The 12039-nt window shown below is 60.0% G+C and carries 9 protein-coding genes; 3 read left to right on the top strand and 6 right to left on the bottom strand.

The window, feature by feature from the left end:
• The first annotated feature begins 74 nt into the window (after positions 1 to 74).
• Positions 75 to 404, top strand: a complete 330-nt coding sequence (gene fliE, locus QLQ86_RS18685) for a flagellar hook-basal body complex protein FliE (protein ID WP_282817993.1) — start codon at positions 75 to 77, stop codon at positions 402 to 404.
• Here fliE and QLQ86_RS18680 read toward each other — a convergent pair whose 3' ends face one another.
• The 4 genes from QLQ86_RS18680 to QLQ86_RS18665 all read right to left on the bottom strand — a co-directional run bounded on the left by QLQ86_RS18680 (position 405) and on the right by QLQ86_RS18665 (position 8005).
• A complete protein-coding gene (locus QLQ86_RS18680; protein ID WP_282817992.1) occupies positions 405 to 776 on the bottom strand; it encodes a flagellar protein FlaG in 372 nt (123 codons plus the stop codon).
• A 122-nt stretch (positions 777 to 898) separates the two neighbouring features.
• Complete coding sequence (locus QLQ86_RS18675; protein WP_282817991.1) at positions 899 to 2875, bottom strand: methyl-accepting chemotaxis protein; 1977 nt, start codon at positions 2873 to 2875, stop codon at positions 899 to 901.
• 353 nt (positions 2876 to 3228) lie between these two features.
• Positions 3229 to 7416 carry an EAL domain-containing protein gene (locus QLQ86_RS18670; protein ID WP_282817990.1) on the bottom strand — a complete coding sequence of 1396 codons (4188 nt, stop codon included), beginning with the start codon at positions 7414 to 7416 and terminating at the stop codon, positions 3229 to 3231.
• A 277-nt stretch (positions 7417 to 7693) separates the two neighbouring features.
• Complete coding sequence (locus QLQ86_RS18665; protein ID WP_282817989.1) at positions 7694 to 8005, bottom strand: hypothetical protein; 312 nt, start codon at positions 8003 to 8005, stop codon at positions 7694 to 7696.
• A gap of 341 nt (positions 8006 to 8346) precedes the next feature.
• On the opposite strand from QLQ86_RS18665, the gene QLQ86_RS20195 reads away from it, so the two are divergent.
• Entirely contained in the window at positions 8347 to 8598 is a 252-nt protein-coding gene (locus QLQ86_RS20195; protein ID WP_407650126.1) for a GGDEF domain-containing protein, read from the top strand.
• A gap of 98 nt (positions 8599 to 8696) precedes the next feature.
• Here QLQ86_RS20195 and QLQ86_RS18655 read toward each other — a convergent pair whose 3' ends face one another.
• Together QLQ86_RS18655 and QLQ86_RS18650 are read right to left on the bottom strand one after the other, a co-directional pair.
• Positions 8697 to 9176: a hypothetical protein gene (locus tag QLQ86_RS18655; RefSeq protein ID WP_282817987.1), complete on the bottom strand. Its 480-nt coding sequence runs from the start codon at positions 9174 to 9176 to the stop codon at positions 8697 to 8699.
• 176 nt (positions 9177 to 9352) lie between these two features.
• The gene (locus tag QLQ86_RS18650; protein WP_282817986.1) at positions 9353 to 10027 is read right to left on the bottom strand and encodes a hypothetical protein; all 675 of its coding nucleotides are present in this window, start codon (positions 10025 to 10027) and stop codon (positions 9353 to 9355) included.
• A gap of 502 nt (positions 10028 to 10529) precedes the next feature.
• Here QLQ86_RS18650 and QLQ86_RS18645 point away from each other — a divergent pair.
• Positions 10530 to 11852, top strand: coding sequence for a sensor domain-containing diguanylate cyclase (locus tag QLQ86_RS18645; RefSeq protein ID WP_282817985.1), 1323 nt, complete (start codon positions 10530 to 10532; stop codon positions 11850 to 11852).
• The last annotated feature ends 187 nt before the right edge of the window (positions 11853 to 12039 follow it).

The raw sequence follows: 12039 nt of genomic DNA, 5'->3' as shown, positions 1-12039 counted from the left end.
CCGCTTGGCCGACATGCTCAGTCAGGTAGTCTGACATTCCTATTCTCGTGACCCTATATGCCAAGGTGGTTGTGATGAGCGCTCCCGCGATCGAGTCAGTTCTCTCCCAGATGCAGTCATTGTCGAGCCAGGCGGCGTCTCAGCCATCCAGCGGCCAACGGGTCGACACTCAGGTGGGGGGCGGCGGCTTCACCGGCGAGCTGCAGTCAGCCATCCATCGCATCAACGAGCTCAAGCTCGATGCCGATGCCAAGGCGCAGGCCTTTCAGGCTGGTACCCCCGGCGTGCAGCTCAATGATGTGATGGTTGACATGCAGAAGGCGAGCGTGGCCTCTGAGATGGGGGTTCAGGTACGCAACCGTCTGGTCACGGCCTACAAGGACGTCATGAACATGCAGGTGTGATCACGCTTCAAGCTGGATCAGTCGCCCCTGCACCTCTTCCAGACGCTCGGCAATGCGAAGCACTTCCTCTGCCGGGATCTGTCGAATAACCTCACCGTTGTCGCGGTCGACAATGCGGGTCACGAGTCGTGACGTCGCGTCACGCAATTCGAACTCCACGCCATAGGGGCGCATGACCTCGTTGATTCGCTGAATCGGTTCGACGAGGGAGTCGCGGCTGATGGCCTCCGCCCCATGGGCAGCGTCTTGGGCCAACATTCCGCTCGGGAGTGGCAGATTCCCCAGCATGCTTTCCAACCGCTGGCGGGTTGTCAGCGGGGGTGATGAAATGGGTTGGGACGATGCAGTGACATCGGTGAGGGGAGATGACATAGCCAGTTCCTTTTCTTGTTCGACGATGACGGCGCCATGGCGTATCGAAACCGCCTGGTGCCCTGCCATTACTATCGGCCATGACAGGCGCCGGCTTTAGCGCCGGCGCCCGATGTTCGCTCTCAAGCCGTTTGAGGGCTGTGCTGTGTTGTGGCTCCCTGACCTGCTGTCCATACGGGTGCCGGTGCATCGCTGACGGTGAAGCGACTCACCAGTCGCGCCATGTCCCCGGCCTGTTCATCCAGAGAACGGCTGGCGGAGGCGACCTGCTCCACCAAGGCGGCATTCTGTTGGGTGACTTCCTCCAGCTGTGTGACGGCCTGATTGATCTGCTCGATGCCAGCCGATTGCTCACCGGTCGCGGCGGACATGTCACGGACCAGCTCGGCGACCTGGGCGATGCGGCGGGTAATGGCCTCCAGTGTGTCGCTGGTGCTGCGAACCAGCGTCTCGCCCTCGTTGATGCGAGCCACGTTGTTGGCGATCAGCTTGCGGATCTGCTCGGCTTCGCCAGCACTGCGGCTGGCGAGTTTACGCACCTCTGCAGCCACCACCGCAAAGCCTCGTCCATGCTCACCGGCGCGGGCCGCCTCCACTGAGGCGTTGAGGGCCAGCAAGTTGGTCTGGAAGGCAATGTTGTCAATCGCCTCGACAATACTGGTCACTTCCTGGTTGGCAGAGTGGATTTGTTGCATGGCCTGACGAGCCCGGTCGGCCACTTGGCTGGCGTCACCTGCCTGGGCGGTCACCTCATCGGTCATTGACTCTGCCTGGCGGGCGTTCTCGGCCGTATGGCGAACCGTGGCCGTGATCTGCTCCATGCTTGAGGCGGTCTCGACCAGCGAGGCGGATTGCTCCTCGGTACGCTGGGCGAGGTCCTGGTTGCCCTGGGCGATCTCCCCACTGGCAAGCTCCACTGAGAGCGCACTGCGCTGGATATTGCTCACCAGGGCTTCGGTTTCCTCTGAGGCGGAATTGAAGGCGGCATAAAGGTGCGATAGCTCATCGCTTCCCGGTACCGTCAGACGTTGGGTCAGATCGCCACCGCGGCTTGCGATGTTATTCAGGGCGGCACGCAGGGAGCGCACGATGCTGTGCACGATCAGCACCGAGATCAGGATGGCGAGGCCAGCGGCGATCAGCGAGATGACCAGGTAGCCCACCAGGTCCTGGCGTGCCTCCCGGCGCAGGCTGGCCGCCTGTGCCAACACACCCTCCGCCAGAGTATCTTCCAGGTCTTTGAGTCGGTCGATCTTGAGGGTCTGTCGCTCAAACCACTGCTGGGGGTCGACGTCATAGCCGCCGGCAACGCCCAGGTCCAGCGCGACCTGGCGCAGCGGCGCGGCGCGCTTGACCTCCTCATCGTTGAGGATGTCCGTGAGCTGTTGTTGCGTCTCGTCATTGGCCAAGGTCCGGAAGCTTTCCAGATAGGCCGTCTCCTGACCAAGCATCGACAGCAGGCGCTGATGTGTCGCGGTGCGCATGAGATTCGCGCTGAAGGCATTGGCCAGCAGGGCGCGCTCGATACCCGCAAGGTCCTTTGCCTTGAGCAGGGTGAAGTAGGCTCCCAGGCGTCGCGAGATATCGGCATCGGCGGTGAGGTGTGTCAGTCGTCCGACCATGGCCATCAGCGCGTCATTGATGTTGGTGTAGTGGCCCACGGCCTCCTCGGCACTTACGTCGAGGCGCTGAACTTGCTGACGGATGGCCGAGGTAGCCGACAACTGCTGCTCGATATCGACTGTCTGTCTGGCCAGCGAATCGTCCAGTGCGGCCCGGTCGAGGCTGCCGAGTGTCTGTCGATAGGCATTCATGGCCCGGTCACTGGCGTTGTGCTGGGCGCTCAATCGATTCCCGAAGGCCTCGCCTTGACTGCCGATGTATCCGGATGACATCCCACGTTCGCGTTGAAGTTCATGGACCAGGTTGCCGGCCTGTCGGGATAGATCGGTGAGAGACTCCAGCTCGACCATATTGGTGGCCAGTCGCTGGCGATCGAGGATGCCGCTAACGGCGAACCAGGCAAGAGCCAGCAGAGGGAGCAGCAGGGTGAGCAAGAACTTCTTGCCCATGGGGATGCGGTGCAGCAGGTGCTTCATAGAAAGTCTCTCCAGGTCGCGACGGCAAGGGCCGCCGATCAATTGCGTCGGTTAACCGGGCAGGGGAGGGCCGGGGGACTTTCGTTGTGGTTGTGTATTGCGGTCATGCGGCCTGCCTGGAACAGGTATCGGCGATGTACCTTATGGCTTGAGGACTTCTCTTATGACCCGGTGAGGAATGTGACCTGGGTCAAGAAGGTGGGCTGTCCGACTGCGGACGATTTCATAGCAGCTAAGCTGCGGCTCTTGAACTTCCTCTTTGCCGCCTGTTGAAAGGGCAGCTCTCGCCGTTCATTGGCAGCAGGGTTTGTTCGTCCTGCTGCCGACGGCTCAGTCTCTTATCGGGAGCAGGCTCAAGAGCGCTCCTTCAGGAAGTGAATGAGATCCTCCAGCGGCATGGGGCGAGCGAAATAGTAGCCCTGGAAGGTTTCACAGTGCTGCTCACGCAGATAATTGAACTGGGCTCCAGTCTCAACACCTTCGATAACCACCTCGAGCTCCAGTTTGCCCGCTATGTAGACCATCCCCTGGATGATGGCGGCATCGCGATGATCGTTGAGTACTTCCCTGACGAAGGAGCGATCGACCTTGATCTTGCTGATTGGCAGGTACTTCAGGTAGCTGAGGCTCGAAAATCCGGTGCCGAAGTCATCAATGGCCACGTGGACCCCTTGCCGTCGCAGTGCATGGAGGGTCTCGATGCATCGATCGGCGTTGTCCATCAGGACACCTTCTGTGAGTTCCAGCTCTAGCCGGCACGCTGGAAGCCGGCTCGACTTCAACGTCTGTAGCACGCCATCCACGAAGCCGGGACGCTGGAACTGCATGGGCGAGATGTTAACGGCCATGGTGAGTTGGCCCAGCCCCATCTCATTGAGCCTCTGGGCATCGTGGCAGGCAGTTGTCAGCACCCAGTCGCTGATCGGGATGATCTGCCCGGTATCCTCGGCCAGGCCGATGAAGTCTGCCGGCGAGACGAAGCCCCGCTCGGGGTGATGCCAGCGCACCAAAGCCTCGACGCCGGTCACCCGTCCGCTGGGACCGTGGATCTGCGGCTGGTAATAGAGCTCGAATTGCTGTTCCTCTATGGCACTTTGCAGGGCGTTGCGCAGGGAGACACGCTCGCTCACCTTTTGGTTGAGGTCCCAGGTATACCACTGCGAGGTGTTACGCCCCTGCCGCTTGGCCTTGTACATGGCGAGATCAGCTCGCTGGATCAGCTGCATGGGTCGCTCCATTTCACCGTCACACAGGGTGATTCCGATACTCGCGGTGATGCGCAGCTCGTTGCTATCGATACGGTAGGGTGCTGAGACTCGGGCTAATAGGCGATCGACGACCGGCATAACATCGTCTTCATGGGCCAGGTCGGGAAGTACGACCACGAACTCATCACCGCCGAAGCGAGCCACCGTATCACCGGGGCGTAGCTGTTGTTCGAGACGGTTGGCGACCTCAGTGAGAATGCGGTCACCGGTTTCGTGGCCCAGGGTGTCATTGATTGGCTTGAAGCCGTCCAAGTCGAGGAACAGCACCGCCAGGTAGCGCTGATAGCGGCTGGCAATCTGACACCCTTGAGCGAGGCGGTCTTCCAACAGGGTACGGTTAGGCAAACCGGTCAAGGCGTCATGGCTGGCATTGTAGGCGAGCTGGGATTGATACTCCTTCTGGGTGGATATATCGTTCTGAACTCCGATGAAGTGCGTCACACTGCCGGTTTCATCGCGGACCGGCGAGATATAGAGATCGTTCCAGAAGGTTGTTCCGTCACGACGGTAGTTGCGGATAACGAGATGAACATCTCGCTGGTTGGCAATGCCCTCTCGCAGGCTGAATATGTCTCGTGGCTCGGTATTCTCGCCCTGCAGGAAGCGGCAGTTTCTGCCGATAGCTTGCTCCTTCGAGTAACCGGTAATCCGTTCGAAGGCGGGGTTGACGTAGATGATGGGGAGGCCGGGATCCTTGGCATCGCAGATCACCACGCCATTCACGCTTGAGGTTACACTGCTCTCGAGGATGCGTAGCTGGCGCTCGTTTGCCTTGCGCTGGCTGATATCGCGGAAGTAGACCGCCAGCCCCTCGTCAGAAGGATAGGCGTTCACCTCTACCCAGAGGTCCAACAGCGGATTGCAGGCCTCGAAATGGGTAGCACGTCCGGTCTCGACAGCCTGGAAATACTCGCTCTCGAAGCTCGTATCCACCGCCTCTGGGAAGGCCTCCCAGATATTACAGCCGAGCAGGGAACCAGGGTCGCGTCGGAGCAGGCGCTCGGCTTCCCGGTTGACGTAGTTAAAGCGCCAGTCACTATCTACGGTGAAGAAGCCGTCGGTGATGCTTTCCAAGGTGGTGGTCAGGCGCTCAGCCAGTCGGATGACTTCAGCCCAGAGTCGGCGCTGCTCGGTGATATCCTGAGTCGAACCTTGGGCTTGCACGATTCGGCCTTCGGTGTCGAGAACTGCCTGACCTATCACCCTGACCCAGATGTGTCGTCCTCGGGCAGTGATGACCTGGAACTCCTCGTCGAAGGATGTACCGTCACGGCAGCACGCCTCGAACAGGGTACGGATGCGCCCACGGGCGTCGGGGTCATAGTAGGCAATTGCCTGCTCCACGGTGGGCTGGAAGCCGGCAGGTTCGTCATGTATGGCACAGACTTCATCCGACCAGATCGGCAGGCCAACCGACAGGTCAACGTACCACCCCCCGATCAGCGCTGTTTCGCCGACGATGTTGAAAAAGTGCTCATGTCGTCTGAAGGCCAGCTCGCTATCCCGTCGGCCTGTTATGTCTCGGGCAACCACATATATTACCTGCTCCTGGCCAAGCGCGGCGTTGATCTCGACCCAGTGGGTTCTATCTTGGTTATCTCGGATCCTTGCAACCAGTTCCCTGACGGCGACACCCTCGGCCAGCTGTTGGATGGCCTCGGCGATACGTGGATGGTCTTCTTCCCGAACCAGGTGGGTATAAGGCCGGTCGATGAGATCCGGCGCGGCAAAGCCCAGCTGGTGCTGGAAGGCCGGATTGACCTGCAAGAGGCGTCCCTCCAGGTCAACACGGCAGAACAGGTCGGCCGAAAGCGTGAAGAATTGGTCGCGTTGCTGAAGGGCCTCTCGCGTAACCCTCTGGCTGGTCTCAAGGCGGTTTCGGCGTCGCTCGGCAATACGGAACAGCTCTTGGCTCACCATCAGTATCAGCGTGAGCATCAGACCGGCCAGCAGAAGTAGGGTTGGCACCACGTTGAGACTGCGAAGATGGCCGGTATCGAGTTGGCTTGTGAGGCGCCACTCGCCACCACTGGGGAGTGGCATCGTACGGGTGGTGATTTTAACCCTTTCTCCGACCTCTCCCGCAAGGGAAGAGCCATAAAGCCGGGCATTGCCCTTATGCATCTGGACAATGACTTCATTAGCATCCTGGCTGATTTGCTCTTCCAGCAAGGTGGCGATGTTCATTGCGATGACCAGCCAGTGGTCGGAGCCATCGATCGCCACCAGCGGCATGGCCATCAGCATCAACGGTCTGCCATCCTCGGCGTTCATCACCGCTCCGGCATGAACGCCGGAACGGTGGTCGGCGTTGCTGAGCCAGCGGTGATGTTCTGGTGTCGCGAAGTAGCGTTCAAGCCAAGCACGATTTTCCTGGTGCTCCGCCGCCATGCGTATCGGATCCAGTTCGCTGTCCAGCACGGCAATCAACTCGAATGCGGTAATATCACTCAGGTAGCTGACGGACTCTTGTTGCCAGAACGCGTCTGACAGTGTTCCCAGGCTCGCCCAACGCTCACCTTGGCGCTGAAGAAGTAGCTCGTGTCGTTGAAGCGCGGCACGTGTGCCACTCTCAGCCCTGGCGAGGGCATGCTCGCTTTGGCTGACCAGCGTTTCGAGATTCTGTTGGCTGAGGAGGTACCAGCCGCCGGTGGTCAGCAAGCTTCCAGCCAGTGCTGCTGCCAACGTTGCCCTTGAGAGGGGTTGGGCCACCACCGAATGGCTTGGACGTTCTTGGGTCAGCAGGACCAGACCAGTGGCAAGCAGCAGCAGGCTCGCCGCAGGCGCCGCCAGATGGTGCCCAGGCCATGTGATGGAGGTGAGGCTGGCCACCGGCAGCCAGCCAACCAGGAACGCCATGCCACCCGTGATCATCAACGTTGTGCCGGTTACCCGAGACAGCGCGTGCCAGGTGCCACCCAATGTGCTGATCAACATTCCGCCAGCCGCCAGGCCAAACAGCTGGGCTCCTCCCAGTCCAGTGGGCGGGTATTCGACAAACCTCAATTCGCCAAGGGGTAGCATCCGATACAGTACGAGGCCAAGGATAAGCAGGGCAGCAAGGCGGCTGGCGATCAGCATGCCACGGAGGCGGCAGAGTAGTGCCAGGCCCAGGAGCCCCATGGCTAGGCTGCTGTCTGGAAGAATCACTGTGCTCTCAACGGTACGTTGTTCTTCCCACAGCGCGTCGAGCAGGCCGAAGAGCGACATCCCCAGGCAGGCAAGGGCCACCAGCAGCTGAAAACAGAATCGTGCGAGCAGAGGGCGGATCATGGAGTTCTCAGCCGGGTTGTTCTTGCTGGAATGTGTCAATCGTCAAGGGGAGCATCGTAAAACCTGAGACTCAGGGCGCGGTCAGCTTCTTCACTTACCTCAAGGCGCATCAGGCGCTCGCTCAAGCGTCGGATATCCAGAGGCAGAAGCTCGGGCTACGGACTCCCAGTTCTGATGCCTGCTCGATACAAAAGGTCACGATGCTCTCGCTAAGCTGCGGCCTACGGGGCTCAGGAGAGGTCGAGTTGGCTTAAGGGCGGATGGCGATTGGCGAGTATCAGTTGTGAATCAAGTTGTTGATCGGCGCCAAGTGCAAATACTTGAGGGTGAAGAATGCAACAGTCTGATCTGGCGAAGTAAACACTGTTCGATAATTTCCAGGACGATACTGACACAGGGCGTCTTTAGGCGCAAACAGGAGCGCTTCACGTGTCCCGGTCCGTGGTTCAGCCAGGCACTGGGCGAAGAGTCGCTGCCTGCCGCCCTTGAGCTGGGTGAGGTCTGTGGTCTGCTGGCGGTGGCGTTTCCGGTTGGCCAGTAGCGTCACGTCTGGATGCTGCTGTTCCGCGCCGAGCAGCGTGAGGTTCACAGTTGGGCTGGCGTATCCGGCAGTGGCCCAAAGGCTGAGGGGCCCGACGATGCCTCGCTTCTCGGGAGACTGTTCAGTCAGTGGTAGGATTAGATCAGCGGCCAGAGTGCGGCCCGGGAGCGTATCGAGCGCCTTGCGGTAAGGGATTTGGCCGAGGATCAGACGGTGATGTCCTCCTCAGAGGAGCTTCGGAGGCTCTCCACCACCTGCACCAGGTGTAGCAGGCACTTGCCAAGGCCAACTGCTTTCTGGAGCGGTTGGCGCCCCATGGCCCTGTTGCTGTTCGCGATCGCCCCTTCAAACAGGTCAACGACAGCTATGGTCACGAGCTGGGCGACCGAGTGCTGTCGACTCTGGCCCGCGAGGTGGAAGATGACATGCGAGAAACAGACTTCCTCGGCCGCTGGGGTGGTGGGGAGTTCATCATGCTGGCCACCAGCAGTGATCGCGAGGCCGGTCTGGGGCTGGCCGAGGGGTTGAGTCATCGTATCGCCGCGATGGAAGTTCCTAGCTCGCCCTGTCTAGGGACTGCCAGCATCGGAGTGGCCGCATGTCGGCCTGCAGATACTTGCAAGAGCCTGATAGTGCTTTGATGCCGAGATGTGTACTGCGGTAAGCAGGCGGGCGCAGCCGGGTTGCGGCGGAACCCTGAAGCGGCAGGCGTTCTCGCATTGCCAGGATGGCCCAAAGGTCAGTGAAGCGGCTCGATACGATTCTCACCGACTGCCTCTCCCACACCGACTTCCAGATGGAAGGCGTGTCGGCAGCCGAGCTTGGCGAGGCAGTGGCGTAGCTTCTTAACGTCCTGATGCTTGCCGTGGGGGAAACTGCTTTTGCACAGCTCTATGATTGCCAGGTGCTCTCGACTGTCCCGGTGGTGGATCAGGATGTCGGGGTAGATAGTGCGGGCGTTGGTGGTCTCGCTGGTGGTCGTGACGATTGTGTGACCTTTGCGCTGACCGGTGGCAGCCCAGCAGTTGTACTCGCAGTCGACGTCCCAGTGGGGTAGCTCCGCCTGCAGGTAAAAGGCGAGTCGGCAGGCGATGGTGCGTTCGTTGGCCTCGGTACTCAGGAGAGAGGCATCGCGGGTCGTCAGTTTCGCCAGTGCACGGCCCAGCGTGGCCTGAACGTCGGTTTCAGCGTCGGTGGGAAAGGTCTCCATCTTCGTCATGGCGAGGAATCTCCCTTGAGGTGAGCCATGGACTCGAGGCTCGGGATGATGCTGGTCAAAGGGAGTATCGGCGAATCGGTGGAAAACTGAAGGGACGAAAAGGCATGCCGTCAGCGTTGTGTTCCGATGATCTGGGGCCCGGCACCGCCGGGCCCCGTTGCGACGTGGTGGCAGGATCAAAAGGTGTAGCTGATGCCCAGCACGGCGACTGGATAGAAGGGCAGCTCGTCGGCATCCTCCTTCAGCTTCTGCTCTTCGCGGCGCAGGTCCTCGCGGAAAGTCGGATCTTGGCTTTCGAAATCATTCGAGGTGCGCAGGTCCACGTCCACATCCACGGCCATCACACCGAACTCGGAGAAGAAGCCGAAGCCCTCGGTATGCGAGCTGCGCCACCCCAGGCCAGCGTAGGGCTGGACGCCGTCGGCAACGGTCAGCTTGCCATGGACGGTTCCCAGTTGAGCTGTCGTATAAGTGGTGCCGTCGAACTCGAAATCTTGGTTGTCCTTGGCGGTACCACGGACGTTGGCTTCCATATCCGGCAGCATGGCACCGGCGGTAACGTAGAAGCGACCACCGAAGGGATGGAAGTCGAGCTTCAGGGCGCCGGCAGAAATGTCCAGGTCACCCTCGTAGTTCACTTCGTCGGTGTCGTAGTCGCCATCCCACTCGAGGCCACCGGCGTACTGGGCAGTGATGCTGAAGCGTTCTTGGAATCGCCAGGTGATATCCGCGCCGACACCGGTGGTCCCGGCCAGTGCGCTCACGGTCACGCGGTCGTCGAAGGCCTGCGCCTGGCCCATGGTGGCGCCCAGCATTACGGCAGAAAGGCCTGCGGCCAGCGTCTTTTTCATCGTCGAGTTTCCTTGTGTTCCCTTGTGCGTTTTGTCCGCTGCCTTGGGGCAGGGGTGGGTGTCCCTTACACCGCATCGCTCTATCGGCAGCACCGGGTAAGACTTTAGGGATCTGAAAGCAGGATATTGGGACAAGGTCAGCGAGGGACGCTTTGGCCTCGCTGGGCCGTGGCATGCCCAACGGCGTGTTCGAGATGCCAGTCAACAGAATGGTGTATCGCCCTTGCCGCCATTTATTGATATACATCAACAAAATATCGGTATGAGACTCCTGGTGACCTTAGAACCAGTTTCTTGCACTACTCTCGTCTGGATCGATAACAACAAGCGGTCGGAACGGTACCGCGACGGACCGGACGCCGGTCGGTGACGATGTGAGCCTGGGTGGCCCAAGACTCATTCGTCTCCCGTGGTCAGTAGCCCCTCATCTCGCTGGCCATATGTTCGGGGATGGCTACAGAGGGATGGCAAGGGGGTGTCCGGAATATGAGGAAGTTGTTTAATGAGCGAAGCTTGGATGGACAAGTTGATAGGCTCGGACTGCGTTCAAGAGGGCATGTGCCACGACATCACGTCGCTGCGAAAGCGTTTCGACCAGCTCTACATCGCCGTTGAGCAGAGCCCCGCTGCCACGGCTATTACTGACGTCAAGGGTTGCATCGAGTTCGTCAATCAGCGCTTCCTCGACGTGACGGGATACTCGCGCGAGGAGCTGATCGGACAGACACCGGCAATGATTCAGTCCGGCGAGACATCCGAGGCTGTCTATCGTGACCTCTGGGAAACTCTGCAGGCTGGCCGTGTATGGCAGGGCGAGCTGCTCAACCGGCGCAAGAACGGTGAGCTCTACTGGGAAGCCGAGGTGATCACGCCGGTGCGCAATGACGCGGGCGAGGTCGTCAATTTCGTCGCAGTCAAGGAAGACGTCACCGAGCGAAAGCGCCAGGAGAGCGAGCTGAAGCTACTGGCCACTGCCTTCGAGACCGGGCAAGCGACGATGATCACCGATGCCTATATGCAGATCGAGCGCGCCAACCAGGCGTTCACCGATATCACCGGCTATCGCGAGCATGAGGTGCTGGGCAAGACGCCACGGATCTTCAAGTCTGGGCGGCATTCTTCCGATTTCTATGCGCGACTCTGGGAATCGTTGCTGAATACCGGACACTGGCAGGGCGAGATATGGAACCGCAACAAGTACGGTGACATCTACCCGCTCTGGCAGTCCATCACTGCAGTGCGTGACGACACCGGCCAGATACGCAACTTCGTGGCCGTATTTCACAACATCACCGAGCGCAAGCGCATGGAAGACGAGCTGGAACGACAGGCGACACTCGATCATCTCACCGGCACCTATAACCGACGGGCCTTCGATACGGCCCTTCGTCAGGCTATTTTCCAGGCCGAGCTTGGCGATGAGTCCTTCTCGCTGCTTCTCTTCGACATCGACCATTTCAAGCACGTCAACGACCGGCATGGCCATGACACCGGCGATGCCATCCTCAAGCAATTGGCCGATCGTGTGTCCAATAGCCTGAGGAGTACCGACATTCTCTCTCGGTGGGGAGGCGAGGAGTTCACCATCTTGTTGCCCGACACCCGGCTACGGGGAGCCAGTACCTTTGCCGAGAGATTGCGTTGTCAAATCTCTGAAGTACGTCTGCATGGCCTGAATATCACGATCAGCACGGGAATCACCCAATACCGGGCGGGGGATGATATGGACAGCATGCTGGCGCGGGCCGACGATGCGCTCTATCGGGCCAAGTCAGCAGGCCGCAACCGCGTGGTGGCCGATGACACCACGCGACACAAGAGGTAGCTTGCTTGACGCTTACCAAACAGCTCGTAAAGCATCGCCTACTCGGGCGGTGATATAAGCGCTGTTTGGTAACTGTTTGTCGCCATCGGCCAGGGCATGGCAGTGTCTCGGAAAGAGAGGCAAGATCCTGCCTGGTTTCAGTGCCAGACCTCAGCGAGCGAGGGACGCCAACCGTGGTTTCATTGAC

The sequence above is a fragment of the Halomonas rhizosphaerae genome (genome assembly GCF_030012485.1).
GTDB classification, from domain to species: domain Bacteria; phylum Pseudomonadota; class Gammaproteobacteria; order Pseudomonadales; family Halomonadaceae; genus Halomonas; species Halomonas rhizosphaerae.
Note: the sequence above shows the minus strand (reverse complement) of the source record. Positions and strands in the feature narration are given on the sequence as shown.

Coding starts and splice junctions, on each gene's coding strand:
- QLQ86_RS18680 (WP_282817992.1), bottom strand. CDS start 776: ATGTCATCTCCCCTCACCGATGTCACTGCATCGTCCCAACCCATTTCA.
- QLQ86_RS18655 (WP_282817987.1), bottom strand. CDS start 9,176: ATGACGAAGATGGAGACCTTTCCCACCGACGCTGAAACCGACGTTCAG.
- QLQ86_RS18670 (WP_282817990.1), bottom strand. CDS start 7,416: ATGATCCGCCCTCTGCTCGCACGATTCTGTTTTCAGCTGCTGGTGGCC.
- QLQ86_RS18650 (WP_282817986.1), bottom strand. CDS start 10,027: ATGAAAAAGACGCTGGCCGCAGGCCTTTCTGCCGTAATGCTGGGCGCC.
- QLQ86_RS18645 (WP_282817985.1), top strand. CDS start 10,530: ATGAGCGAAGCTTGGATGGACAAGTTGATAGGCTCGGACTGCGTTCAA.
- fliE (WP_282817993.1), top strand. CDS start 75: ATGAGCGCTCCCGCGATCGAGTCAGTTCTCTCCCAGATGCAGTCATTG.
- QLQ86_RS18675 (WP_282817991.1), bottom strand. CDS start 2,875: ATGAAGCACCTGCTGCACCGCATCCCCATGGGCAAGAAGTTCTTGCTC.